Here is a 24911-nt window from a genome sequence, read left to right on the forward strand (position 1 = left end):
GTAACATAAATTTTTATTTATCAAAAAAGCCGTCAATTCCGTCAAAGGCTTTTTCAAGTTGATTTTTCATTATTCCTGTAATTTCCATTTCTTTATCTTTTCTTTCACAAACAATGTAATCAACCCCCTCCATAAATAAAAAAGCGAAACTATCCGCTATATCCGGTGAGGGTATGCCTTTCGATCTCATATCTTCTTTAGGCATAATCTGATAACGTGCTTTATTGTCATAACCGTAAGGTATGCGAGTCAATTCAGTGATGATCCTGCTACCGTATCTGTCGGCTACTTTTTTGCTAATGCCAAACCGCTTTTCCTGAATTGCTCTAGCCATTGAAACAATCGCTTGCGCACGTAAATTAAAAAACATATCTCGATATTCTTTTCTGAAACAAGGATTGCCCCATTTCACTTTAACAAGGTTAGGTGTCCCTAAGTCATTTAAATTATGAATAAATGCACCGCCCATACCGCCAAAGTCCACCGCAGTAGTGGCGTTATCATAGCTTGTAATTTTATTGTATGCCGCACGTGCAAAGCGTACAGTGTCCATCCTGTCACTTAAAATCGGTATTTCATCAATATAAACCTTCCTTGCTCCATCGCCAAACATCCCAAAGCCGGTGACTCTTGCCACTGTTAATACGCTGTCATCCCTAAAATCGCCACCGCCAACGTCGATCGCTAAAATGTAGCCCCACTCTTCATTTTCTTGTATCGGATTAAAGCCCATAACAGCATCAATTTCACTGCGGCCCAGTAAAAAACCATCACTTTTATTCGGAAATTCACCACGTACTTTTATCGCATATTGTTCCGGTGAGTATTGTTTTTTCTTCTCTAGGATAAATTCCTCTGAAACAATCGGACTTTCTTCAGAATTTAACCTAAAAGTTGTCCAGCTTCCGCCAAATTCCAATGATAAAGCGTGGTGAGTGTCATAGAAAAAGCCTACATTTCTTGTTGGCTGTGAGGCTAGCATCATTCTGTTATCTCTATGTGTTAAAGCCCCTGTTAATACGCCAAAATGCGTATCTTCCACACCCGAAGCCTCATCAACAATAATTAATAAATGGTCGGCGTGCAAACCGGCTAAGTTTTCCGGTTCTCCTTTCGGTGCGGTTTTAGCCAAAACGTGCCAGTACGCTTGTGCGCCTTTGATATAACACTCTTGCCCGAGAAGTTCCACGTTATCCGCTACCCATTTAAAATGTCCGCTTTTCATCCGCCGTAAACTGGTCGAAATCTCTTTAAAAACCTGTTTCCGCACCTGATTAATATTCGGTGCAATAATGGCGGTAACTGAGCCGTAAAAACAAACTAAATGCCATAAAGCGATCACACCAAAGCTCGCTGTTTTTCCTGTGTTATGAAGAACGCTGAAGTCTCCACCTAAAAATTTATGATTTCCATCAAGTTCAAAACCGTAGTAATTCCCGATCCCAAGAGGCTCAACGGATTTTATAGAAAAATGTAAATTGGTTCGTTGCTTTGGTAAGTTAAATGCCTGTTTTCGTTTAACTCTTGTTGGAATAAGGTCAATATTTCGCCCAATAGTTACTCTGTAATAAGTTCCAATTTTCCCATTATTATAACATTTCTTTTCAGTCTCTTTGATTGTAGCGTGGCAACCAATTGATCGAGCAAGAAATAGGACTTGTTCCGCTAATAATTTATTTTTTTGTACAAAATCAAAACTATGCTTACTTAAACTGCCATCAGTATCAATTAATCCTGCTAATATCTGTTTTCGACTTTCTAAATCAGAATAGAGATAATGTGTTGGAATATGTTTATTGTTTAGCAAATTCAACGCTCTTAGCTTTGAATTAAAGCTATCTTTACGCTTTATAAATTTACTTAGACCAATATATAAATCCTCAGCATTTCCACTTTTGCCAATATTTTTTAATGTATAATTATTTTCATTGCAAAACTTCACTAGTGACTGTTTAATTTCATTATCTTCAGTATAAATTTTTGAGCCACGAGAATTACCATCACCTAACCATACTCCTAGAATATAAGGATCAATAGTTAGTTCTTGTTCTTTATTCTTGTTATGAAATTTTTTTATTGGCGAACGATAAATACAATGGCAACGTTTTTTATCTTCACCCCAAGTTAGCCACTCACGTACAGTTACAGTAATTTTATCGCCTGTTTTTCTCTTACCTTTTGAGTTCGTAGCAACAAGGCATAAGATATGGCTTTCATTGAAAACGTGTGAGCTGCCATCTGAATAATTAAAACGATACAGTTTTTCCTTCCCTCTATAAAGCTCAAGAACATTACGGATCGTGCCATCATCACCCATTAATTTATCGCCAACAACAATATCTTCAACGTTGCGAATATTTCCATCTGATAACATAATCTTAGTTCCTGCACCAAAACAACCGTGGCCTGATGATATGGTCGTCCTACTGCCGGGAATCTGGACATTTTCGCAAACTTCGACCTGTTGCCAAGTTAAATCCAATCCGCACACTTCTTTAGCAAAACGAGGAAGATCAAAACAATAACGCTTTACAAAATCAATATAGCGGCTATCTTTCAGTAAAGCGACATCATCTTTACTCATTATTCTTCCTCATCTTCGTCTTCTTCTAATGCTTCTATTGCTGCTCGCCTTTCAAGCATTTCTTGTTTCTGTTTTCTTAACCGTTCTCCTTCGTTTTTGTAGATTTCATCCAATTTAACAATCACATCTACTTGTTTAATCGTTGTGGTGTTATTGCTTTCCACTTCCACTTTCTCCACATTTCGAATATTGAAATGCGCACCAAGCAATAAAGCGGTAATACTGGTGTTATACGTTCCGGAAACACCACCTTTCAGCAACAAGGAACATTGCACCTCTTTAAAAGTCTCGTAGGCTGCTTTTAACTGTTCGATTAAAGGATTGTCATTGTCTTTTTTATTAATTACTTCAAAGAAATAGGCTTTGCTAATCTTTCCAATCAAGACATCGCCAAGCGTAGGATATTCGCCACCTAGTACTTTAGCGGAAGTGTTTGATGTTTTGATTAAATTGAACGTTTTATACTCGCCTTTAAGGTATTTTTCGATAACCTCATTAAAAGCATCTAACACTTGCTGTAAATCAACCACTTTCCCAATGCCGTATTTATATTTTTTATAGCTTTCAGGAATATCTTCAATGGTATTAGGAACAAGCAATTTGCCGGCGTTTTTTGCTTTCTTCACACTTTCCCTAGGCTTAGCTTGCTTTGTTCTCTTGCTGGTATTTTTTTCTGGTGTTTTTTCGGTCTGTGCAGTCATAGTTAAACTCCATCTGATTAAATTCAAGTTCAGATAAGACTGCCGCTACATCATTAATGACGGTGTGATCGTATGGTGATTTATTGATGAAAAATTCTGATTTTTTAATGGTGCTACTTAATTTCTTAATAGCTTTAACCAGTGTTGCACCGCCTTTTAATTCTTCATCAAATTGTGGGTTGATTTTTCTTACTTTTTCAAACTGAGCAACCGCTTCTACTGCCTCATTTATCAATGCAGTGAGATAGGCGATAGAATTTTGTTTTGGAACGTTTTCCAAAATAGCAAGCGTAAATTTTTCAATTTCCTTTTCCATAAAGGCTTTAATCGAAGTGAAATACGCCATATGTTCCACCGTCTGAGGCTCTCGATCTGGATAATCGCTTGCACCTACAAGGTAATCAAGCGAAACCCCATAGACTGAGGCAGCTTTGATCAGAAATTCCAAGTTAATTTTAGTGGTTGATGAAATACTTTCCATTTTGGAAAGCATCGCCGTATTATGGTAACCCATAGCCCTAGACGCCGTTGATTGGTTCATCTTATTAAGTTTTCTGGCAATAAATAGTCGTTGTCTAATGACATCGGAATTCAGCTTAGCAATTTTTTGCATTAAAAAAATCCTTAATTATCAAGGCTTTTAATTCTCAAAATAGTGCGACCGTTTTTAATCACACCTTTTTCCTCTATGCTGTACTTCCTAATGATTTTTCGATTGTCGTCTTTAATTAATCCTGCACCGACAAGGCTGTCAAATATACCTTTCGGGAGGTTGTCTAAATCCCTAGGTCGGTTATCTGGGAAATAGATTTCAATTTTTATTTCTACCGGACCTTCAAAAGGATCGAACTGTTGGCAAATCTCAGTAGCGATACTTTTAAAGGCTCTACCGGCTTTTGAAATATAATGCCTACCTTGCCTTGTATGCTTCCAATAATGATTCACACTAGGCGGGTAGGGTAGGCATATTTCTAAATATTCACTAATACTAACCCCCTTATAATAATTCCTCAGGATAAACAAAAGGCAAATGATTAGCCTCTGCATAAGCCTTTAATTTCAAAACGATTTCTTTATCCGGTTTTCGCTTACTTTTTATATTGGACATTTTCATAGGCGTTAGACCAATCGCTTGCGCAATCTCTTTAATCGGAACTAATCGCCCTTGTCGTTGGTTTAACGCCTCAATCATTTTAACAAGCGTTAAATCTAATGGTCTTGATGACATACTACCTCTTAATCAACAATGTAATTCAAAACACTTAAACCGATAGCACAGAACAAGGCAATAACTTGTAACGCACCGGAAACCATAAAAATACGAAAAAATCTATCTGCAAGTTTGATGCCTTTAAAGTCAAAATAAATCGCTAGCAATACTGATAAAAACCACATTGCACCGAAAGTAATAAATGCATATAAAATAAACGCTTTCATTGGTTAATCTCTCTTTCTGCTCAATATTTTTATAATGATTTTCATAATGGCATTAATTAGCTTACCGAACCCTTTAAATAGCGGATAAAACAGGTGAAAAGCCCCACCACCAATAAGGGCAAGACTTAGAAATACAAGAAAAGATAAACTGATTAAAAAGTGATTAATCGCTCTCAATAGCGTTTTACCTTCTTTCTTCCAATCAGCATAAATTATTTTCAGAACATCCATCTAATAACCTCGCTTTTTCTCCAATCTTTTTGTTTTTTTATTAAAAATTCTGACAAGGCGTTTTAATTGCTCGTCAGTGTAGTGTCTTTCACGTTGATCAGCTTCAATAGCCTCCACTTTTTCATTACCTAACCGTTCAATTAATCCGATTCTGTATTGATCGTGATTCCCACTTTCCCATAGATTGCACCGGCGGCATTGACCGTGAATATTTAATGTGTAAAAGCGTAAATGTGGCGCAGAACCCACGCTGCGATAGTGTCCTGCGTCAAATCCGCCACCGTGTCGTTTTCCCACTAATGGCGTACCGCAAGAGATACATTCCTTGTTTTCATCACGCATACGGATATATTTATTTACCGCACTTTGCGCCTCTTTAATTAAATCGTTATGCGTTTTATTCGCCTCTTTATAAGCCTTTAAGCGTTTGCGGTTTTTTATCCGTTCTTGCCTATCTAGCTTTTCTTGTTTCTTTTTCTTTTCCGCTTCAGCAAAAGCTAAAGCGCATTGATAACTACAGACCTTTTGTAAGCTACTGATTTTCTTAACAAATTGCTTTTTACAAACTGCGCATTGATATGTTTTCATTTTATTATAAACCGCTCAAATAATAACCTAAAATAAAAATAATTGATAATACTGTTACGCCAACACTTAAAGCGAAATTAGCCACCAACAAAAAAGCAAAAAAATTAGCCGCTCTGTTGTAATGTTTTGTTTCTGAATAAACGCCGGCAAGCAAGAAAACAACATTTAAAATCATTAAGCAGAAAATCAATAATGCTGCAAATTCAATCATTCATCCCCCTTTTAAAAAAATGCGTATAGTTGATTAATTAAATTCTGATCGGTAGTGTTATTAAAAATATGTTTGATTGCTGCATTGATTAGAGCAGAGTAGCATTCCTCAAATTCAAGCTGATCCATATTGCTAAACTTTAAACTTTGCGCCTCAACCCTTATCCTGCCATCTATCGTATAACTGACTTCTTTATAGCCGGCTAATACCGTTAAATGCTTTCTAAACGTGTCAAATTGTTTCCGTTCATCAAAATACTTCCATTCTGTTTTATCTGCCGCCCAGTGGTCGAAACAGAATTTTAAAAACTTAAACACTTTCTTATGAAATTGCGGATTGCGGCTATATTTAAGTTCAACCTCATACATCTCACCGTTTTTAAATTTCTGTAACGCGGGGAGATACATTTCATCTGCGGCGGTAAATACGCCACCGGCGGATTTAATCATTTCAACAATCATTAGCCTTTTAATGCCCCTGCCATACAAAGTAAACTACCGGAAAGACCGCCATTACTGAATTTTTCTACTTCAATCATCTGACAAAGTTCATCACAAAAACCGTCAAAATCCTGTTCTGTCATCTCACCTAGTAAAACATTTAACTTGCTTAACTGTAGGCTACACTGAACATTTTGCTTTAAGGCTTCACGCGACAAACCTTCAAGATTAATAGGATCGATTTTCTCTTTTGGTGCTAAAGGTGCGCTAATCGTGCGCCATTCGCTTTCTATCTTGATTTCATCGCTTACTACGATAGTCCCCTTAGCACAATCAAAAAGTTCCCTATGAACGTCTTCCGTTGTTTTTAGCTTATCAATCACTAAAAACATTACCGGTATAGCGGTATCATCAAAACCGTTTTCAATCCGGTTTAGTTCTACTAACTGATTACCGATAATTTTTCTAAAAGTAGCTTCAGCGCTTCTTGTGCCTACGCCTACCGCAATAATGAAAAAGCCAAAGCGTTTAGCCTGTTTTAAGCCTTTTAAAATAAAAATATCATCCATCACGCCGGATTTTTTCCATTGAAACTCGGCTTGAATGCTTTCACGTTCTTCATCTGATAACTCTTTGAATTTCAGAGAAAAAGGCGGATTCATTACAGTGCAATCACATTGATTTTCTTTGCTTTCATACGTGAAAAAACTTTCATTAAAAATAACGGCTTCCGGATAATTTATTTTTAACGCTTCGCAACTTTCTTCTTGAATTTCAACGGCTACTAAATGATTTAATTTGATGAATTGCTCAAGCTGTCCGCTACCGGCAGCGCCATCAAATACAGATATATCATTACCGACATATTGATGTACTTTCCCCGCCATATAACGGCGTAACGGCTCACTAGTAATGAATTCCGCTAACGTTTTCGCTTTCTTGCGGTTATTGTGTTCTTTAAATGCCATAGCCGCCTACTTCCTTGATAAAATCTAAAGTAACTTGTCTAGTAACGATGCCTTGCATCGTTGGATCGAAAACCGCGATAAGCGATCCCTTATTATTGCCTTTTACCTCTTCACCGGTTTCAGGGTGTAAAAAATTAATTCTACCGCCTACAATATCAATCACTTCAGTAGCGTTATCTTGGATCACCTGATACCATTTTGTTGACTTATCCGCAGGTAATAACATCGCTACTAAAAAGCCTTGTTTTTTAAGCTCTGCCGCACGTTCAACAAACGGTAATGGATTGCTATAAGGCGGATTGACAAAAATCGTAAAATTACAAAATTCTAAAACCGCAATTAAATCTAACGGATCGAACGTTAAAAAATCCTCCGCAATGCCATCTTTGCCGATATAGTGATAGCTCAAGTTGTTTTCTTCAGTTGCGCATCCGTCAATATCAAACTTAAAGCGGCTATCTAGCCACCTAAACACGTATTTAGGTGTGCGGTAGGCATCTCGATTAAAACTCATTACTAGCTCTCCTTTTGTTGTTTCGTTCGTGCTTGCTTGCTCTAATTACCCCTTCTGCCTGATTACACTCACTTAATACGCCATTGATAAAATCAGCGTAAATAGTGCCTGTGCTTCCGTTGCGGCGTAAGCCTAAAATGATCTCGATTAAATCTTTATCCGCTTGTTCTGAATAAACAGACGGTCTGTGTAAGCCGATCCAAAAATCGCAATCTTGCTCAATCTGTCCGGTATCACGGCTATCAGAAGGTTTAGGACGTTTGTCCGTTCTGTTTTCTAGCCCTCTGTTTAATTGTGTGAGCAGTAAAACAACGCAATTTAATTCTTTCGCTAACTCTTTCAATCGTTTAGTGATTTCACCGTATGCCAGATCGTTTCTTTCCGCTTTTTCCGCTCTCATCAAAGTTAAGTAGTCAACCGCAATTAAACCTATCTCGCCTTTCTCTCTTGCTAGTTTTCGACATTCGCGCTGTATATGCGCCAATGAAATTCCCGGTGTATCATCGATATACAGCCTGTCATTTTCAGTAATTTCTTTAGCGGCGTTAGCAATTCTTAATTCAGCCCCTACCTCGTCAATATGATCTAGCATTAAGTGATCGGCGTTAGATTTAGTACGTTGCCAGACAATACGATCGAAAAGTTGTGAGGTGGTCATCTCTAAACTGAATACAGCGGCGATCTTTTTATCGTTTGTTACGCAATTCATCACTAAATGCGACAAGAACGTTGTTTTACCGCATTTAGGTCTAGCCCCGACAACTACTAAAGCCCCTTTGTAAAACGCTTCACGTCCTAGTAATTCATCCAATGCTGGAATACCGCTCGTTATCCCGATTACCGATTCCGGATTGTTGATTAAACGCTCTTTTTCATTAAGCCAGTTTTTCAAAATTGTTGTGCCGTCCACTAAACCGCCACGGTTACCACTTTTAGCATAATCGCCGATCTCGTTAATCATTTTTCCGATTAAATCAATACGTTCATTAGCGCTTAATTCAGATTTTCCGGTAATTAAACTTTGGCAATCTTGTAATTTGGCTAACGTAAACCGCTTGATAGCATCCTCTTTCACGATCGCTGCATACTGTAAAACGTTAGCCATATTCGGAGAACGTTGAACGATTTCAGCTAGATACGCAAAACCGCCGATTTTTTCTAAATTGCCATCGCTTTTTAATTTATTTTCTAAAGTTAATAAATCCACCGGTTTATTATTTAGCACTAAGTTTTTAATGGCTTTGAAAATGATTTGATGTGCGGCAACGTAAAAACTATTCGGGTTAAGTAGGCTTAATGCTTTATCAACGCTAGCTTGATTCGGGTTCATTACTAAGCCGCCTAAAACGCTTTGCTCAGCCGTTAAATCGTAAAGGCTTTGTGTCATAATGCCTCCTCACGGACTTTCGTTAGCGTATCTTCACGGAGTAAGTAATCAAAACTTGCTCGCCAATTCCGATTATTACCGCCAAAATAAAATTCTGTTGCTCGCTCAAAAAACGCTTCAATGTAATTTTTAAAGCCATCTAGTGTTGATGGTTTAAGTAAGTTTAAGATTTTAACAATCCCTCGCTTTCGCTTATCGTTTAAGTCAATCGCGGTAGGTAATCGCTTACCGTGTAGTTCGTTTTGCTCGTTGTAAAAATCTAATATCGCTTGATAATCGATATTATTTTTTTGTTTTGTAGGTGTACGTTTTTTAGGTTTAACGTCATCAACATTTTGCAAAACCGTATGGTCGCCGTTAGGCGATCCCCCGTAAGGGGGTGGGGGGTTATTATTTGTAATATTGTTTTTAATATTGTCTTTTGTAGAGTACCAATTTTTGGTACTGGTACTAGTACCATTTTTTGGTACCGGTTCAGGAGAAAAATTGGTACTAGTACCATTTTTTGGTACCGGTTCAGATTTAGGCGTTTCAGGATTAAAATTTAACGAAAATTCATTAATTTCTCCGCTATTTTTAAATGTTAGAATTAAGTTGATGTTTTCTAATTCTTTTAAACATTTCATTGCTGTTTTTTTGTTTTTAATGCCGCATTTTTTCATAAATTGGCTAACAGAAATTTTGTCGGATTGTTTTTGCCAACCTGTTGTTTGACGAGCTATTAACGCATAGCACTTAAATGCATTACCTGATAACTTAGCTAAAAAATTATCAATAATGGCATTAGGGATTTGAAATGAATTTGGAATAAAATTACTCATAATTTTAGAGCCTCTGCAGCAAATTTAATACGTTGTTCATACCGTGCAGGCGTTAAGCCTAAATTACTGATTTGGCGTTTATAACGCTCATAAATTGTTAAACGCTCTTGATAAGAAAGGTGTTGATTTTGCCCTTTATTTAAATTAATATTCTCCATAATTTATTGTTCCTAATTTAACTAACCACCGCTGCAACGGTGGTTTTTATTTGCCAAAAAAGTACCAAGCCAATAACATAAAAATGACAAGGTGTATCAAAACAAAATCATCACTGTGATAAACTACAATCAATTTTTTCAAAATTGCTTTTATATGTTTCATATCTACTTTTTCTTCTTACGAAGAACTGACCAATTAATATCTGGTCGCAACTCCTCACAAGTCACTTTATAATTTGTTAAAGCTTCAATATCTGGGCAACGTTCTGCCGGAACTTTTGTTTTTTCCCACTTTGAAACAGCCCAAGGCAAAATACCAAAATGTCTGGCTAAAGCAGATTTACCGCCAACAATAGAAAATACTTTTTGTAATGGTGTCATAAAAATTCCTATTTAAAACTACTTTTTGTAGATATATTACTACTTAAAATAGAATTGAGGCAACTTTTTTTTTGCTTTAATATCTACCATTAGTAGAAGATGAAAGGTAAGGGAGGGACAAAATGAGCCTAGCTACTCGTCTATCAGAACTTATGAAAGAAAAAAATGTTAGTGTTACAAAATTGAAGGAAATTGCTGGTGTTAGTTATGAAATGGCACGACGTTATACATTAGGTACAGCAGAACCAAGAACCGATAAATTAATAAAAATAGCTGAATTTTTAGGTACCACCCCTAGTTACTTGCAATTTGGGACTGATGCAGATATTGATGCTCTAATAAACTCAAATGATGTTGATATTATTGAAGGTAAAGACTATAGCGACACTCATGTACAAATAGAGTTATATGATGTAAAGCTATCAGCTGGAAATGGAAAAGGGTGTACTATTGAATGGATACCAAGGAAATCTGACGAACCATTGCTGTTTCGCCAAGCATGGTTTAAACATAAAAATATTACACCAGCAAGCTGTAAAGCTATGTATGTGCGTGGACAAAGTATGTACCCTGTTTTAAAAGATTGGGACACCGTAATAGTTAATATTCATGATACAGAAATTATTGATGGGGAAATATATGCTTTAATCTATAAAGGTCACTTTTATATTAAACAAGTTGTAAGAAGTGGTGATAGTATAGAATTAATAAGTTTTAATCCTGACCCTCAATATAAACCAATAATTATAGATGAATCACAATTACCTGATCTTAGAATTATTGGTCGTCAAATTTGGCGTGGCGGTTGAGTATAGGCTGGGGTTGTAACAATAGTCCTCCAAAGCCAGAAGCTGAATTTTATTGGGTAGGTAGGTGTAGCGGTTAAGCATCGGAGTTATTTGTAGTAAGCAAATAACTATTTTATTACTGAAGTTGAAGGTTCAAAAATGGGCATTATTCAAGTAAATCAAATTAAACAAAAAATCAAAAATATCTTCCAAGAAAAGATTGACATTTCAGATATTAAGCAAGAAAACAGAAAAGAAATCACATTATTAACAAGGGGGCTTGCAGCTTATGCTATCTTAATCCTAGGTCAAACATCTGAAAGTGATGCTGCAAACTCTATTGTGGATGGTTATGATGACAATGGTATTGATGCAATTTATTATTCCTCTATAACTAAAAAGCTTTTTATTGTTCAGTCAAAGTGGATCCAAAACGGAGATGGTGAGCCTGAAAGTGGAGATATTGCCAAATTTATTAACGGAATAAAAGACTTAGTAAATAGTAACTATGACCGTTTTAATAGCAAAATACGCCATAAACAGTCTCAAGTTGAGTCAGCACTCAATGAGTATGGAACAACAATTGAGATTGTTCTTATCTACACAGGGAAAGAAAGGGTTAACGAACGTAGCCAACGCCTTATTCAAGATTTGATAGATGAATTAAATGACATTGGAGAGGGTAAAAAATCTGATATTGCCCATCAACAGATATTAAATCAAAGTAAAATTTATTCTACTCTCGCTCAGCAGACAGAAGGTGAACCTATTACACTTAACTTTGCCTTATCTCAGTGGGGTAAGATTGAGGATCCTATTTTTGCTTATACAGGTATAGTATCAGGAAGAGAAATTTACGAATGGTACCAAAAATACAATCATAGACTATTTGCTAAAAACATTCGAAAAATGCTAGGAAACACCGAAATTAATAAAGAGATCGAAAACACTATTTATGAGCAACCAGATAAATTTTGGTATTTTAATAATGGACTAACTTTAACTGCTGACACTATTACCAAATCCCTTGCCGGAGGAAATTCAAGAGATATAGGATCCTTTGAAGCAAAAAATATCAGTATTGTTAATGGAGCTCAGACAGTCAGTACAATAGGTAAACTTGATAATACTTTAAACAATTTATCAAAGTTAGAACAAGTTAGAGTACCAATACGCATAATTTCTCTGAGCCAAGCTGAAGAAGACTTTGGTTCAAAGGTGACAAGAAATAATAATAGGCAAAATAGAATTGAAAATCGCGACTTTATTGCACTAAACGAATATCAGATAGCTCTAAAAACGGAGCTCGCTATTGATGGAATTGAATACAATATTACAAGATCGGAAGATTTTATACCGTCGGAAAAATCATTTGATGTTAATGAAGCGGTTATCGCTTTGGCTTGTTCATCCAATATACCTAGCTTAGCAGTCCAAGCTAAACGTGAGATTGGTAAATTCTACGAAAATCTAACTAAGCAACCTTATACATTAGTATTCAATAAAAGTGTGACTGGGGCTTATATGTTTTATACCGTACAATGTTTGCGATATATAGATAGACTAATTTCAGCAGAAACCAGTAAATTAGAAAAACATAGTGGTAAGAGATATGGGATCCTTGTTCACGGAAATAGAATGCTAGCTCTGCTTACTTTTACTACACTCAAAGTTTATGAGCAAAAAACAAATTCAATATTTACTGTAGAAGAAGACAAAATTAAATCTACCTTCTACAAAGTATTACCCTCTCTTGAAAATGAAATTAGCTCTCGTTATTCAGATAAATTACTTGGAACACTATTCAAAAATCAAAGCTTATGCAAAGAAATATTCAATACGATAACGACGCAAATAAATTAAAAATACTCCAGCTAACCGCCTTTATGGCGGTTTTCTTTTATCTAATCTTGCTTCTTTCATACCAAAACTTGCTTAACTAAAAAATTATCAATTATTTCAATATAATAGATAAATCTATGCCTCTTACTTAATCATTATTCTTCCGTGCTTAACCATTTTAGTGAAAACATCAACCGTTCATTTATACCGCTCAACAACATTAATTTAATCAAAAATTAAGCAGTTAAACATTTTTCCAAAATTTTTATTTCATTTAAATTCAATAATTTACTACTTTTAGTTGCATTTAATTCTACTTTTAATTCAAACTTTAGTTGACTTTATTTCTACTTTAAGTAGAATTATACACATCAAAACGAGATGGCGCAAAAACAACATCTCAATGTTCTTTAACAAATTGGCGTGGCAATGGCGGTAAGTGATCAACTGCGTTAAGTTGAGTAACCCCCGAGCAGAAAACTGTACTACGTGTTGAGAAATCAGAAACGAAGAGAGGCGTTTGGTAGGTCAAGGGCAGCACTGCTTACTAGCTTGAGTGGAAAACCACGACTAGAAATAGTTGCTACAACGGTTGGGGAAATAGGCGAACAAGCCCACGAACCGTTATTTAATGCCTACTTAGCTATTTTTAATAGTGATTTGAGTGTGTGTAATTTAGGCAGTTAAGTAGGCATTAAGGTATTCATTTCAGAAAGTGAATACCGAGCTAGTATGTAAATTTTAGCTAGGCACGTAAAGGGATTTTTTTAGCGGAAACGCTTGCCCTGTGTGCTTTGAAGGTCGGTATAGGGACTGGATTGTAGCCGTATCTCTGAACAATGGTTATTAGCACAAAGAAGCCTGATTACAGGTGAGCGGTCTATACACGGTAAGCAAGCACCCCACAAGCGGCAATGCTTGCTAAGACGGCTTAAACGGTATGCAGTTTAAGCGTGGAAGGAAGACGAAACGATAGCATACTATCGGGTCAGATACGCCAATGATGATGACGGAATCATTTAAGTATCGTTCAGACTAGTAGGTTGAACCGTCCTGAAGGTGCTGTTTCAGGCAACAGTGTAGCAAAAGCCTGATTAACCATTAATTTAGTCAGATTAGTGGGGATTTTCTGAGGTGATAACAGTCTGCTACAAGGCTGCACGAAACTATTTCAAGTAGTCAAATGACACGACATCGTCTTTATTCCTTAGAGTTGGAGAGACAATAAGGGGCTTGCTGACTGTGGCAAGGGTAAATAATCACAGTCAACCTCATTCAAAACTGCATTCTTAGCCATTCGTTTTTAGTTTTTTTCCTCGTGGCTTTGAATGTGGTTCTGAATGAGATAAGAAATAGGAGAAACACAGTGAAAAAATATGAATTAACCGATGAATATATCGAGATCGGACTTGTAACTAAAATTAAACTCTATCGCATAAAAGCTCTAGTTACAATCGCATCAATCGGTGTTAGTGCCGGTGATTTAGGTGGCTATGTTGAGAAGGAGTCAAACTTAGATCAGAGCGGCAATGCCTGGGTGTCCGGTAATGCCAAGGTGTCCGGTAATGCCGAGGTGTCCGGTAATGCCGAGGTGTGCGGTAATGCCAGGGTGTGCGGTAATGCCAGGGTGTGCGGTAATGCCAGGGTGTGCGGTAATGCCAGGGTGTGCGGTAATGCCGAGGTGTACGGTAATGCCAAGGTGTCCGGTAATGCCAAGGTGTACGATGATGCCTGGGTGTCCGGTAATGCCGAGGTGTCCGGTAATGCCGAGGTGTGCGGTAATGCCAGGGTGTGCGGTAATGCCAGGGTGTGCGGTAATGCCAGGGTGTGCGAGAGATCTGATATTGTATGGTTTTCGAATGTTGGTACGGAGTACGGCACATTAACCGTATTTAAAACTAAGCAAGGAGTATTGTGGGTCACTAGAGGCTGTTTTAGTGGTTCTGTTGAAGAGTTTTTGAAAAAATCCGCAGAAGTACACGATGAAAAAACCAAAAGAGAATATCAGCTTTTGATCGAAGTGGCTAAATCCAGATTGGAGGAAACACAATGAACGCTTGGAAATACGACAGTGATGAAGATTACTATGAATCGCTCTCCATTAACTACGACGATCAAGAATATGACGGCGATGATGATGATTTTGATCCACGAGAATGTGATAGAGCAGCTGAATGTGGGAAAGACAGTTTTTAGATAATTTTTATAGATAATGCTAGATTACATTATGTTATTTATGGCAAAATAAAGCTAAAGTTGTAAATTGATCTTTGACAGCCTGTGTAAATATTTCATTACATAGGCTATTTTTGTACCTTAAACTGTTTATTTAAGGAGGTGAGTATGGCTTATTCAGCAATGCAAGTTGCTAATGCTTTTATTCAGAAAGCACAAGACGGATTAATTCCAGCTTTAACACCAATGAAATTACAAAAACTGATGTTTTTTGCTCAATCTTGGTATCTAAAAAAATATAAAAGAAGATTAATTAATGATGAATTTGTCCGCTGGCAATACGGTCCTGTTGTTCAATCTGTCTATTATGAATTTTCTAAAAACAGAGGAACCGAAATAAAACATATGGCAAAAAATGCCTTAGGTATTAATTTTGATTCTAGATTAGATATAAAAGATGAGCAATTCCTTGATGATATTATAGATGCTTATGCTCATTATAATGGTTGGCAATTATCAGATATGACTCATCACAAAGACGGTGCTTGGCGCATGGGAGAATTAGGTACAGTTATCACTGATTCGGAAATGTACAATGGCAGAGTATAAACCAAAATCAAAAATTAAGCCAACAATTAGTCCATCTGCAAATATACGTCATAATAGATTTGAACAAGAAAAGCCAACTAAAAATATAACTCCTTTAGAAAAGGAAGATATTAACGATAAAATATCTTCACGTAGATTAAGATTTATATATGCAATAGTTGCTCTACTTTTTGCTATAGCGAGTGTCGTTTATTGGATGCGTTTTATTCAATTTTATTATGACCCTAATAAACACTCTGATACAGTCTTTATTGCTATTACTTCTGCTTGCACAGTAAATATTCTTGCAGCTTTTATATCAATAATAAAAGGGTTATTCCCTGTATTAAGAGAAAAATAATACTCCTATTTAGTTTGACAACCAACAGGCTTTTTTATTGTCAATTTTATAACCGTATTCTCCTAAGGTTGCCTTCAAATGAGATTTTTTCACCAAAATATGAATAGTAGTATTTTTAAAAGTAAGATTTTGTTATATCATACTCACAACTTATCAAGTTTTATTTATTAATAAAGCTTGTTTAAACAATAAAACTTATTGATAAATAAGAGTATTTTTAGAACAATATTTGGGAAACACCGTGAATAGTCATCAAAATCCAGCATATTTTGCTGAAACTGTACTTAACAGCTTTTGGAATAATATTATTCCTGTTGATCCTATTGCTATAGCAAAGTGTTTCGGAATTAACGTTGTTTACGATAATTTGCCTGGCGATGCATCAGGAGCATTGGTAAAAACTAAAGATATGGATTATCCGATAATTTTAGTAGATCAATCTGATCCTGATGTTCGTAAACGTTTTACCATCGCTCACGAAATTGGACACTATATCTATAATACATTTATTCTTGGACTAAAGAACTATGAAAAAATTGATTATAGAAATAGCAAATCAAGCGGTGGAACAGATACTGAAGAAATTTTTGCCAATAAATTCGCAGCAGCTCTATTAATGCCTGAAAGCTATTTAAAAACGTTAGACCTATCAAATCGTAGTATAGTAATTGAACAGTCGGCTGCTCTTAGAGTGTCTGCTGAAGCATTAAACTATCGCTTAGATTCCTTAAAAGGTTATTAGTTAGATGTCCCGACCTCCATTTGAAGAATTTATTCATCAAGTTTCAGAAGAAAAGAAACGAGAACAAGAAAAAGATATCATCAAAGAAAAAGCGGAAAAAAGTGCTAAAGATGAAGAAAGTTGGGCTAAAACCGACGAAGAAGAACAACGCTCAAAGAAACTCGACAACGATGATAAAGAAAATGATATTACCTTAAAATCACATTATGCTTACTTGTTAATCGGTGTAATGATTATCCAACTTTTTGTAATGAATAGGGTTTTCATAGGTGTTGGTGCCGGCGAACTAAAATATGATAACTATGTTCTTCATCTCTACATAACAGGAACCTTACTTGAGCTATTCGGCTTAGTACTTGTGATAACTAAATATCTCTTCAAAAATAAATAATTTGACAACCACCGCCCTTTATATTAGGATAGCCCCACTTTCAAACGAAAGTCGGCAAGCCACAGTTAAGTGGCTTTTTTTGTATCTGAATTAAGGAGTGGGTATGTTCAAAAAATTTTTTGCTAATCTCTTTAAAAGTAAAGATAACATAAAATCTAGCATTAACCAACGAACAGAAATTACAGATTTTAAAACTCAAATATCTATTCCTGCTGAACCTGGATATTTTATTAATTTAGATAAGCAATTAAAACAAAGAATAGAAAATGCGTTATCTAAATATGATTTTGTAAAGAAAGAAAAAGTCGCACTTCTTGCTAATGAAATAATCAATAATCATTCAAAATATAGCAAAGATATTTTATCTTTAGATGAAAAGAGAAAGTTAGGACTAAATACTAGAGCAAAGTATGCTAGGAGTTTTATTGAGTGTTTTTCTAATGTTGAGAACCTAAACTTTGATCCTAAACTCTTCTGTCAAAATCTCCTTTATACTGAACGTACCATATTATACTGCTTAGATGACATTGATAGATTAAAGAAAAATAGAGCTTCAGAACAATTTATCATTGAAGAGCAAATTATTACTGAAGAAAAAGAAGAGTTTACTAAAAAAATATATAATATTAATGAAATTCCTGTATTTGAAGAAATTGACTATACAAATAAAAGAGTGCTCTTTTTCGTTATCGCAAATATTGATCTTGACATCTAGACTGATTTTTCGGTAGGATACCCGTACTTACTTTCCAAAAGCGGTTTCCGCTCCGACAATTTGCGGTTTTTTTGTACCTAAATTTTAGGTTATATCCGATGAGATCGGGGCGAGAGAACGATATACAATACATCTGAATAAGTTCCGCCCATCTTTTGGAGGGTAAGTTGAACCCCGATCACCACTTAATGATCGGATTAATAACTTAAATCCAAAAGGTACAAAATTATGTCAAATCAAATTCAATTCAACACCTTTAATTTTCATTCAAATGACGTTCGAGTTATCACAGATCCAACAGGTGAATTTTGGTTCTGTGGTACAGATGTTTGCACGATTTTAGGCTATATCAATGCCCCTGATGCACTGAAAAAACATTGCAAACAAACTGGTATAGCGAAACGCTATATCAGCTATCCAAGCGGTAGAAAAGAAGCTATCTTCATCAACGAACCCAACTTATACCGCCTAATCATCAAATCACGCAAACCAGAGGCAGAACCATTTGAAGCGTGGGTATTTGAAGAAGTCTTACCGCAGATTAGAAAAACAGGTAAGTACAGTTTAGAACAGCAACAACTCGCCTTGCCCGAGCCAGAGAAAAAATTTACTCTAAACTGGACGGAAAACGAACTTAAACGATTAGCCTCATTTTGGTGTGCTGCGTATGAAATGCACCAAATACTTAAACACCTTGAACAAGGATTAAGTACGATTGGCTCAAGTTTTGCCTCAACCGTCCATACTCAAATTAGGGAATATCAATCTACACTTGACCTTATTCACGCACGACTTCAAGTAGATATTGATCCACTGCAATATGCAGACCCACAGAACGCACATTGGCAATATTGCTTAAATACAATCAATAGCTACAAGCCGAGAGCGAAACTAATACCAGTTCGTAAATACAACTTCTAACTTAACCAACCGCCTTACCTTACTTTTTAGTGAGGCGGTTTATTGCACCCTAAATTCTGTAAATTGTTCAAATAAGGAGCAAAAAATGAAATTCACACTAGAGCCGATTTACCTTATTACCGCGTTAATCATCGCCGTTGTCTTAGGCATTAGTTGCCAACCGCAACCCGTCAAAGCACTGGAAAAAGACACGGATTATTACGACCACACGCTCAACCTTAAAACTACCTTAAGCGAGGAACAGCAACAATGGCAACAATGGGCAAAAGAAGAATGGAAAAAGGAACACGGCAATTTACAAACACCGCTAACAGCGGAACACGAAGCGGAAATTAGAGCGCAATTAGCGGAGGGAATGAGATGATGGATATTTTTGAACAGCTTAATCAACAAGCGAAACAGCTTAACCGCCAACGGCTTGAAATGTTATTTCATCAACTCACGTTAGCGCTACACCAATACCGCACGGACGAACAATGGAACGGCTACTTTGCAACGCTTTTGGAACAACACGATTATCAGGACATTGTTAACGCTATTGAGCGCTTACCGATTGAGGCGCAGACAAGAGAAAGGTTGCGCCACTTACTGGAGGTTAATCAGTTTTATTCCGTGCAAGAAAACGAAATCGCAGACCACAGAACATTAAACCAATTCAAATAAGAGGATAATAATATGGCACTTAAAATCATTTCATCAAAACAATCTATCGAAGTAAAAAACATCACTATCTGTATCTATGCTCCCCCAGCTTATGGAAAAACATCAACCGCATTTACAGCAAAAAATCCACTGCTGCTAGACTTCGATAATGGAGCATATCGTTCTCAATTCCGTAAAGATACGGTACAGATTGAATCTTGGCAAGATATTACAGGCTTAACAGAAGAGGATTTAAAGCCTTACGATACCATTATTATTGATACCGTAGGTCGTGCGTTAGATATGATTACGGTTGATATTCTAAGAAGTAATCAAAAAGGAACAACTAGAAATGGTGGAACTGAATTAAGTCAACAAGGCTATGGCACACTTAAAAATAGGTTTATTTCGTGGTTAAAACTTCTCCGCTCTTTCGGTAAAGATGTCGTTTTACTTTCACATATGACTGAGGAAAGAAAAAATGATGAGTTTGTAGAACGTTTGGATATTCAAGGCGGAGCGAAAAACGAAGTTTATAAAGTGGCAGATTTAATGGGAAGATTAGTCTTAAATGGCAATAAAAAAGTTCTCGATTTTAACCCTAGCTCAACAGGCTTTGGTAAGAACCCAATAGGCTTACCTGTGATTGCTGTACCTAACTTTAAAGTTGAGCCTTTGTTCTTAGCGAATATTATCGAGCAAGTGAAAGCAGAATTAAATAAACAATCTGATGAAGCTATCAAGGAACAACAAGAACTTGATGAGGTGCACGCTAAATTCAGCGTTTTGTTAAATCCTGAAGAGTTTAACGAAATGATAGATCCAGATATGCCAACTTTACATAAGCAGCTATTAATGGATTATGCGAAAAAACAAGGAATTACTTTCAATAAAGAAAGCAAACAATTTGAAAAGGTCGCCGCATGATAAGAATCTCCGCAACAACATTAGAAGCCTACCGAAGATGGCTTGATAACGAAGATGCAACCATAGAAGATATGGTTGCTTATCTTGATAGAAAAATAGAACCTACTAAAGCAATGATGGCTGGCACTGCTTTTCATAAACTGCTTGAAACAAAACAGGGTAATCTCACAGTAGAAACAGTTGATGGTTTTACTTTTGATTTTAGTGAAATTGATAGTGATGTTTATATTCCCAAAATCAAAGAGTTTAAATTCACGGTTATGAGAAGAATTCTTGATGAAGATGTGACATTTGTTGGTGTTGTTGATGCGATGGATAGCAACACTGTTTTCGATCACAAGCTAACCTCATCAATAGATGTCGAAAAGAATTATGAGCCATCAATGCAATGGCGAGCGTATCTATCTTGGCTTAATTTAGATCATTTTACCTACAATCTTTTTAGACAGTATAACCCTGCTGCTACTCCTGATACCTTTCTGATTAAAGAAGCTGTTACTGTATCATTTCACAGATATGAAGATATGGATCTAGATGTTGAGAATATGGCAAAAAGTTTAATAATTTTTATTAAGGAGTACGCTCCACACCTAATTAATAGGGAGTAAATAATGGCAGGCGTAAATCGTGCAATTATATTAGGCAATTTAGGACAAGCTCCCGAAATCCGCACAATGCAAAACGGCGATCTAGTAGCTAATATCAGCGTAGCCACTAGTGAGCGTTGGCAGGATAAACAGAGTGGTGAATGGCGAGAACTCACAGAATGGCACAGAATTGTGCTTTATCGGCGGTTAGCGGAAATCGCCGAACAATACCTTAAAAAAGGCTCAAAAGTGTATGTTGAAGGGCGTATCAGAACCCGAAAATGGCAAGACAAAAATGGGCAAGAACGCTACATCACAGAAATTCAAGGCGACAGCTTGCAGATGTTAGATAGCCGTCAAGAAGGGCAAAACGCACAGGCTAACGCACCGACACAACAAGCACAAGCCAACAAGCCGAATGCTTACGCACAAGCAAAAAACGGCACTTACACCCCACCGCCACCAGCTGATTTTGATGATGAGATGCCTTTTTAATGGAGGATAAAAATGAACACATTAAAGTTTTGTGACGTGACTTTAATTGATGGACATAGAGCGTGGATTAATTTTCATGAAATTGAATGTATTGAAGATTTCTATATTCACTATGACGAAGAAACAGATAGTTTTATAGAAGGTCTTGACCGTACGTTTAAAAAAATAACTAAAGTTATAATGAAAAGTGGTCGTATCTATTATGTGGAATTTACTTTAGATAGTTTTGACGATAAGTTTTATATTTCAAAACATTACAATCATTTCAACCTAGATTTAGACAAAAGCGCCCTCGATTGAGGGCTTTTTTACGAGGCAAAAATGAAAAAATGCTATGAAGTGCAGCTGAATGATCTTTCTGACCTAGAGCTAAGCGCAAGCTGGGAAATAGATTTTGACTTCAAAGACTTTTCTGATCTTTTAAAAGAAGAAGGAATAAAAACTGTCGAGCAAGCCATTATCTATATTAATCAGTTTTGGTCAGATTCTCCCGATGAAGATGACGAATTTAACGAGCATTTAAATTACTTTTTAAAATACGCAACATTGAAAATCCATTATATCTATAACAATACCACACTATGGGAAACCGATGACTTAATACAATACCTATTCGGCAAAGAAGAAGGGTTTTGCGTCGGAGAATGTGGGATTAAATTAACTAGCTTTTATGATGGGTTTGTATTAAATGAAGATTTATTAGAGGTACACGAACAATGAACACAGACCTACTCAACGAACGGGCCAAAACGCACGGCGACTTTATCAGCGGTGCAGAAACCTTTTATCACCTGATGAAGCCAATTATTGATAGTCAGTTGTTTGAGCGAAATAAAGTGGCAGCTTACGCAATGACAATGATACAAGCTAAAGTAACAAGAATTTGCAATGGCAATGAAAATTTTCCCGACCACTGGGCCGACATTATCGGCTACGCTCAATTAGCAACCGGCAAGCAATTTGAGCCACAGCAAGCGGTAAGTGTGTCGGTTGTGGATTATATAGAAACTCAGAATATGACAGCGAACCGCTAAGGAGCAGTTAAAATGGGGAAAATAATTACTCGTACCGTCAATATTGATACCTATGTTGATGTAGATATTGACATTGACGACTTAGACCTTTCTGATTTTATGCCTGATATTCCTTTGCAAGAATTTTTCCGTTGCAACTGTGGCAATTTACATTTCGTTGCTATTGAGGCAATACGAGAACGGCAGAACTTGCAAGGTGAAAAAACAAATCTTGTGAAATTACTCGAAGAATTAACAGGTGCATATATTTAGGAGATAAAAAATGTTTTGGTTTAAAAACACAATGATTTACCGCTTAACAAAAGCGATGGATTTTTCCAACCTCTCAAGCCAACTTGAGGCGTGTGAATTTACGCCTTGCGGTAGTAGTGAGGCAAGTAAATTTGGCTGGATTGCACCACTTAGCACGAGCGAACAACTCTGCCTTGAGGCTAACGGACAAATTTTACTTGTCGCCCAGCGAGAAGTAAAAATCTTGCCGAATCAGGTTGTAACAAAAGAGCTGGAACGGAGGGTCAATGAACTTGAGAAGAAAGAAGAACGCAAACTAAGAAAATTAGAACGGTTATCTATTAAAGATGACGTTGTTGCCACCTTACTACCACAGGCTTTTACGCGTAGCACACAGACCGCACTTTGGATTGATACGCAAAACCGGTTGATTTATGTGGACGCAGGCTCAGCAAAACGGGCAGAAGATGCGTTAGCGTTATTGCGAAAATCCCTAGGCTCTTTGCCTGTTATCCCACTTGCTTTTGCCAATGACCCATCGCTCATTATGACAAGCTGGCTTAATGAAGCACCTGATTGGCTAACCGTGCTAGAAGAGGCTGAATTGATGGGGCTAACAGAAGATGGCATAGCTAAATTTAAGCGGCAAGATTTAAATAGCAATGAAGTTTACTCATTACTTGAAGCAGGAAAAGTTGTTACGAAAATAGCTTTAGACTGGGAAGAAAATTTAAGTTTTGTGCTTTGCGAAGATGGCACACTCAAACGCCTTAAATTTGCTGATGAAATCAAAGAGAAAAATGATGACATTGCCAAAGAAGATATTGCTCAACGCTTTGACGCGGATTTCTTATTGATGACGGCAACGTTAGCAGAATTAACTAAGAGATTGCTCAATGAATTTGGAGGAGAAAAGGAGAGAGTATGAAGATTATAAAACGATTAGCTGAACGGGTGCTTAGAGATGATTTTATTTACCTCGAAAGAAAAGTTGCAGAAAAAGTTAGTGAATTAAGTAAAGAATATCAGGAAATAATTGAAGAGCGCGATAAAACTATTGTTGGCTTGAAAACAGTTATCGAAAATCAAAAAGCAGATATTCTTAAATTAAGAAAACAAGCAGAAAAAAGACCGCACTTTTACCCGAAGAGAGCTTTGAGCCTGAAAAGAAAATCCTAGAACCCAGCTGTGGCACGTAAAACAGTGTGGGAATGAATTATAAAAATTGGAGTTTGTTATGTTATGCGACCATTTAACAGAAGAAAAATACGATGAACTTTATCAATTTTGTGATGAAGAGATAGAGAGTATTTTAACTAAGAAAGGGTTAAAGGATTTTTATTCTGATATTGAGGGTACTGATGCTTATGTTAATGCGGTACGCAATGAAATGAATAGAAAAATAGAAGAATTTAACTTGTGGGGATATATACGATGAGAAAAGAAGAGCGCTTGAAAGAAATTAAAAGAATTGTGAAATGGCTTACAGAACAGGAAATTGTTAAGCAGGTTATTTTATCTGGCGGTGATGCTAGTACACCGTTAATTGTATTTTTAAAAGATGAGGATGAAGAGAATGGATAATACTTATATTATTTTATATAAATACAGCTTTAATAAACAATTTATGGAATTTAAAACAAAATATTTAATCATTGCTTTATTAAAATTCATTTCTTTAAGATGTATGTCTTATAATGAAATTAAACTTAATTTTAAACAATGGTCATTATTTGATAATGAGGAGAAAGAATGAGTGTAAACAATTTAGGCTATGTAATAAGACATTGGCGGATAGTTAAAAAAGTAACATTAGGCACGATGGCAAAAGCGTTGGGAATGAAAGCATCAAGATTAAGTGGCATTGAAACCAGAGATGTCGAGCCTACAGAAGAAGAATTGCGTCATATTGCTTACTATATGGCAGGATTATCTAAACAGAAAATAATGGCAGCAGAAATGGAACACAAAAAGCTAGATGTATTTTGGAACACGATAAGAATGGATCTTGGTACAAAATTACTAGAAGAACTAAAAAAGAAGCACTAAGG

Annotated in this window: 41 protein-coding genes; 25 read left to right on the forward strand and 16 right to left on the reverse strand. The window is 36.3% G+C overall.

What is annotated here, in order from left to right; all coding sequences use genetic code 11:
* Nucleotides 1-13: 13 nt before the first annotated feature.
* The 16 genes from ACXPAV_RS02815 to ACXPAV_RS02890 form a co-directional block, all read right to left on the reverse strand.
* Nucleotides 14-2584: a Hint domain-containing homing endonuclease gene (locus tag ACXPAV_RS02815; protein ID WP_458003969.1), complete on the reverse strand. Its 2571-nt coding sequence runs from the start codon at nucleotides 2582-2584 to the stop codon at nucleotides 14-16.
* Nucleotides 2584-3285, reverse strand: coding sequence for a hypothetical protein (locus tag ACXPAV_RS02820; RefSeq protein WP_458003970.1), 702 nt, complete (start codon nucleotides 3283-3285; stop codon nucleotides 2584-2586). Before ACXPAV_RS02820 ends, ACXPAV_RS02815 begins: the two co-directional genes overlap by 1 nt.
* Nucleotides 3224-3898, reverse strand: coding sequence for a helix-turn-helix domain-containing protein (locus tag ACXPAV_RS02825; RefSeq protein ID WP_458003971.1), 675 nt, complete (start codon nucleotides 3896-3898; stop codon nucleotides 3224-3226). Before ACXPAV_RS02825 ends, ACXPAV_RS02820 begins: the two co-directional genes overlap by 62 nt.
* A gap of 11 nt (nucleotides 3899-3909) precedes the next feature.
* Nucleotides 3910-4272: a RusA family crossover junction endodeoxyribonuclease gene (locus ACXPAV_RS02830; protein WP_458004382.1), complete on the reverse strand. Its 363-nt coding sequence runs from the start codon at nucleotides 4270-4272 to the stop codon at nucleotides 3910-3912.
* Nucleotides 4273-4282: 10 nt separating this feature from the next.
* Nucleotides 4283-4513 (reverse strand): hypothetical protein, encoded by a 231-nt coding sequence (locus ACXPAV_RS02835; protein ID WP_458003972.1) that lies wholly within the window; start codon nucleotides 4511-4513, stop codon nucleotides 4283-4285.
* 8 nt (nucleotides 4514-4521) lie between these two features.
* Entirely contained in the window at nucleotides 4522-4722 is a 201-nt protein-coding gene (locus ACXPAV_RS02840; protein WP_458003973.1) for a hypothetical protein, read from the reverse strand.
* Between the two features lie 3 nt (nucleotides 4723-4725).
* On the reverse strand, nucleotides 4726-4953 hold the full coding sequence (locus ACXPAV_RS02845; RefSeq protein WP_458003974.1) for a hypothetical protein: 228 nt from the start codon (nucleotides 4951-4953) through the stop codon (nucleotides 4726-4728).
* Nucleotides 4954-5541 carry a recombination protein NinG gene (locus ACXPAV_RS02850; protein ID WP_458003975.1) on the reverse strand — a complete coding sequence of 196 codons (588 nt, stop codon included), beginning with the start codon at nucleotides 5539-5541 and terminating at the stop codon, nucleotides 4954-4956. It lies immediately after the preceding gene.
* A gap of 4 nt (nucleotides 5542-5545) precedes the next feature.
* Nucleotides 5546-5752, reverse strand: coding sequence for a hypothetical protein (locus ACXPAV_RS02855; protein WP_018346011.1), 207 nt, complete (start codon nucleotides 5750-5752; stop codon nucleotides 5546-5548).
* Nucleotides 5753-5763: 11 nt separating this feature from the next.
* The gene (locus ACXPAV_RS02860; protein ID WP_018346010.1) at nucleotides 5764-6213 is read right to left on the reverse strand and encodes a DUF1367 family protein; all 450 of its coding nucleotides are present in this window, start codon (nucleotides 6211-6213) and stop codon (nucleotides 5764-5766) included.
* Nucleotides 6213-7160, reverse strand: coding sequence for an N-6 DNA methylase (locus ACXPAV_RS02865; RefSeq protein WP_458003976.1), 948 nt, complete (start codon nucleotides 7158-7160; stop codon nucleotides 6213-6215). Before ACXPAV_RS02865 ends, ACXPAV_RS02860 begins: the two co-directional genes overlap by 1 nt.
* Entirely contained in the window at nucleotides 7150-7674 is a 525-nt protein-coding gene (locus tag ACXPAV_RS02870; RefSeq protein WP_458003977.1) for a DNA N-6-adenine-methyltransferase, read from the reverse strand. The genes ACXPAV_RS02865 and ACXPAV_RS02870 overlap by 11 nt, the downstream gene beginning before the upstream one ends.
* Complete coding sequence (locus tag ACXPAV_RS02875; RefSeq protein ID WP_458003978.1) at nucleotides 7664-9061, reverse strand: replicative DNA helicase; 1398 nt, start codon at nucleotides 9059-9061, stop codon at nucleotides 7664-7666. Before ACXPAV_RS02875 ends, ACXPAV_RS02870 begins: the two co-directional genes overlap by 11 nt.
* Entirely contained in the window at nucleotides 9058-9882 is an 825-nt protein-coding gene (locus tag ACXPAV_RS02880; RefSeq protein ID WP_458003979.1) for a replication protein, read from the reverse strand. Before ACXPAV_RS02880 ends, ACXPAV_RS02875 begins: the two co-directional genes overlap by 4 nt.
* On the reverse strand, nucleotides 9879-10040 hold the full coding sequence (locus ACXPAV_RS02885) for a hypothetical protein (RefSeq protein ID WP_458003980.1): 162 nt from the start codon (nucleotides 10038-10040) through the stop codon (nucleotides 9879-9881). Before ACXPAV_RS02885 ends, ACXPAV_RS02880 begins: the two co-directional genes overlap by 4 nt.
* A 165-nt stretch (nucleotides 10041-10205) precedes the next feature.
* Nucleotides 10206-10421 carry a transcriptional regulator gene (locus tag ACXPAV_RS02890; RefSeq protein ID WP_285096409.1) on the reverse strand — a complete coding sequence of 72 codons (216 nt, stop codon included), beginning with the start codon at nucleotides 10419-10421 and terminating at the stop codon, nucleotides 10206-10208.
* Nucleotides 10422-10543: 122 nt separating this feature from the next.
* Here ACXPAV_RS02890 and ACXPAV_RS02895 point away from each other — a divergent pair, with 122 nt between their 5' ends.
* From ACXPAV_RS02895 to ACXPAV_RS03015, 25 genes are all read left to right on the forward strand, one after another.
* Complete coding sequence (locus tag ACXPAV_RS02895) at nucleotides 10544-11230, forward strand: XRE family transcriptional regulator (protein WP_285096408.1); 687 nt, start codon at nucleotides 10544-10546, stop codon at nucleotides 11228-11230.
* Between the two features lie 138 nt (nucleotides 11231-11368).
* Nucleotides 11369-13072, forward strand: a complete 1704-nt coding sequence (locus ACXPAV_RS02900; RefSeq protein ID WP_458003981.1) for an AIPR family protein — start codon at nucleotides 11369-11371, stop codon at nucleotides 13070-13072.
* 1345 nt (nucleotides 13073-14417) lie between these two features.
* Nucleotides 14418-15104 (forward strand): polymer-forming cytoskeletal protein, encoded by a 687-nt coding sequence (locus ACXPAV_RS02905; protein WP_458003982.1) that lies wholly within the window; start codon nucleotides 14418-14420, stop codon nucleotides 15102-15104.
* Nucleotides 15101-15247, forward strand: a complete 147-nt coding sequence (locus ACXPAV_RS02910; RefSeq protein ID WP_458003983.1) for a hypothetical protein — start codon at nucleotides 15101-15103, stop codon at nucleotides 15245-15247. The genes ACXPAV_RS02905 and ACXPAV_RS02910 overlap by 4 nt, the downstream gene beginning before the upstream one ends.
* A 147-nt stretch (nucleotides 15248-15394) precedes the next feature.
* Complete coding sequence (locus ACXPAV_RS02915) at nucleotides 15395-15835, forward strand: Panacea domain-containing protein (RefSeq protein ID WP_458003984.1); 441 nt, start codon at nucleotides 15395-15397, stop codon at nucleotides 15833-15835.
* Complete coding sequence (locus tag ACXPAV_RS02920; protein WP_458003985.1) at nucleotides 15822-16175, forward strand: hypothetical protein; 354 nt, start codon at nucleotides 15822-15824, stop codon at nucleotides 16173-16175. The genes ACXPAV_RS02915 and ACXPAV_RS02920 overlap by 14 nt, the downstream gene beginning before the upstream one ends.
* Nucleotides 16176-16416: 241 nt before the next feature.
* Complete coding sequence (locus ACXPAV_RS02925) at nucleotides 16417-16917, forward strand: ImmA/IrrE family metallo-endopeptidase (protein WP_039137007.1); 501 nt, start codon at nucleotides 16417-16419, stop codon at nucleotides 16915-16917.
* Between the two features lie 4 nt (nucleotides 16918-16921).
* Nucleotides 16922-17308 (forward strand): hypothetical protein, encoded by a 387-nt coding sequence (locus ACXPAV_RS02930; protein WP_458003986.1) that lies wholly within the window; start codon nucleotides 16922-16924, stop codon nucleotides 17306-17308.
* Nucleotides 17309-17411: 103 nt separating this feature from the next.
* Nucleotides 17412-18023, forward strand: coding sequence for a hypothetical protein (locus tag ACXPAV_RS02935; RefSeq protein ID WP_458003987.1), 612 nt, complete (start codon nucleotides 17412-17414; stop codon nucleotides 18021-18023).
* Nucleotides 18024-18251: 228 nt separating this feature from the next.
* The gene (locus tag ACXPAV_RS02940; RefSeq protein WP_458003988.1) at nucleotides 18252-18944 is read left to right on the forward strand and encodes a BRO family protein; all 693 of its coding nucleotides are present in this window, start codon (nucleotides 18252-18254) and stop codon (nucleotides 18942-18944) included.
* 85 nt (nucleotides 18945-19029) lie between these two features.
* Nucleotides 19030-19308, forward strand: coding sequence for a hypothetical protein (locus ACXPAV_RS02945; RefSeq protein ID WP_458003989.1), 279 nt, complete (start codon nucleotides 19030-19032; stop codon nucleotides 19306-19308).
* Nucleotides 19305-19607 (forward strand): hypothetical protein, encoded by a 303-nt coding sequence (locus ACXPAV_RS02950; RefSeq protein ID WP_458003990.1) that lies wholly within the window; start codon nucleotides 19305-19307, stop codon nucleotides 19605-19607. Before ACXPAV_RS02945 ends, ACXPAV_RS02950 begins: the two co-directional genes overlap by 4 nt.
* A gap of 12 nt (nucleotides 19608-19619) precedes the next feature.
* On the forward strand, nucleotides 19620-20513 hold the full coding sequence (locus tag ACXPAV_RS02955; RefSeq protein ID WP_458003991.1) for an ATP-binding protein: 894 nt from the start codon (nucleotides 19620-19622) through the stop codon (nucleotides 20511-20513).
* Nucleotides 20510-21121: a hypothetical protein gene (locus ACXPAV_RS02960; protein ID WP_458003992.1), complete on the forward strand. Its 612-nt coding sequence runs from the start codon at nucleotides 20510-20512 to the stop codon at nucleotides 21119-21121. Before ACXPAV_RS02955 ends, ACXPAV_RS02960 begins: the two co-directional genes overlap by 4 nt.
* Before the next feature lie 3 nt (nucleotides 21122-21124).
* Complete coding sequence (gene ssb, locus ACXPAV_RS02965) at nucleotides 21125-21595, forward strand: single-stranded DNA-binding protein (protein WP_458003993.1); 471 nt, start codon at nucleotides 21125-21127, stop codon at nucleotides 21593-21595.
* Between the two features lie 12 nt (nucleotides 21596-21607).
* Entirely contained in the window at nucleotides 21608-21895 is a 288-nt protein-coding gene (locus ACXPAV_RS02970) for a hypothetical protein (protein WP_458003994.1), read from the forward strand.
* 21 nt (nucleotides 21896-21916) lie between these two features.
* Nucleotides 21917-22315: a hypothetical protein gene (locus tag ACXPAV_RS02975; RefSeq protein ID WP_458003995.1), complete on the forward strand. Its 399-nt coding sequence runs from the start codon at nucleotides 21917-21919 to the stop codon at nucleotides 22313-22315.
* Nucleotides 22312-22629, forward strand: coding sequence for a DUF6378 domain-containing protein (locus tag ACXPAV_RS02980; RefSeq protein WP_458003996.1), 318 nt, complete (start codon nucleotides 22312-22314; stop codon nucleotides 22627-22629). The genes ACXPAV_RS02975 and ACXPAV_RS02980 overlap by 4 nt, the downstream gene beginning before the upstream one ends.
* A gap of 12 nt (nucleotides 22630-22641) precedes the next feature.
* Entirely contained in the window at nucleotides 22642-22881 is a 240-nt protein-coding gene (locus ACXPAV_RS02985) for a hypothetical protein (RefSeq protein WP_458003997.1), read from the forward strand.
* Between the two features lie 10 nt (nucleotides 22882-22891).
* Complete coding sequence (rdgC, locus tag ACXPAV_RS02990; protein ID WP_458003998.1) at nucleotides 22892-23788, forward strand: recombination-associated protein RdgC; 897 nt, start codon at nucleotides 22892-22894, stop codon at nucleotides 23786-23788.
* A complete protein-coding gene (locus tag ACXPAV_RS02995) occupies nucleotides 23785-24039 on the forward strand; it encodes a hypothetical protein (protein WP_458003999.1) in 255 nt (84 codons plus the stop codon). The genes rdgC and ACXPAV_RS02995 overlap by 4 nt, the downstream gene beginning before the upstream one ends.
* Before the next feature lie 58 nt (nucleotides 24040-24097).
* Nucleotides 24098-24298, forward strand: coding sequence for a hypothetical protein (locus ACXPAV_RS03000; protein ID WP_458004000.1), 201 nt, complete (start codon nucleotides 24098-24100; stop codon nucleotides 24296-24298).
* Entirely contained in the window at nucleotides 24295-24444 is a 150-nt protein-coding gene (locus ACXPAV_RS03005) for a hypothetical protein (protein ID WP_458004001.1), read from the forward strand. The genes ACXPAV_RS03000 and ACXPAV_RS03005 overlap by 4 nt, the downstream gene beginning before the upstream one ends.
* On the forward strand, nucleotides 24437-24616 hold the full coding sequence (locus ACXPAV_RS03010; protein WP_458004002.1) for a hypothetical protein: 180 nt from the start codon (nucleotides 24437-24439) through the stop codon (nucleotides 24614-24616). The genes ACXPAV_RS03005 and ACXPAV_RS03010 overlap by 8 nt, the downstream gene beginning before the upstream one ends.
* Complete coding sequence (locus ACXPAV_RS03015; protein ID WP_458004003.1) at nucleotides 24613-24909, forward strand: helix-turn-helix domain-containing protein; 297 nt, start codon at nucleotides 24613-24615, stop codon at nucleotides 24907-24909. The genes ACXPAV_RS03010 and ACXPAV_RS03015 overlap by 4 nt, the downstream gene beginning before the upstream one ends.
* Nucleotides 24910-24911: the final 2 nt, after the last annotated feature.

This window comes from Gallibacterium sp. ZY190522 (genome assembly GCF_054166015.1).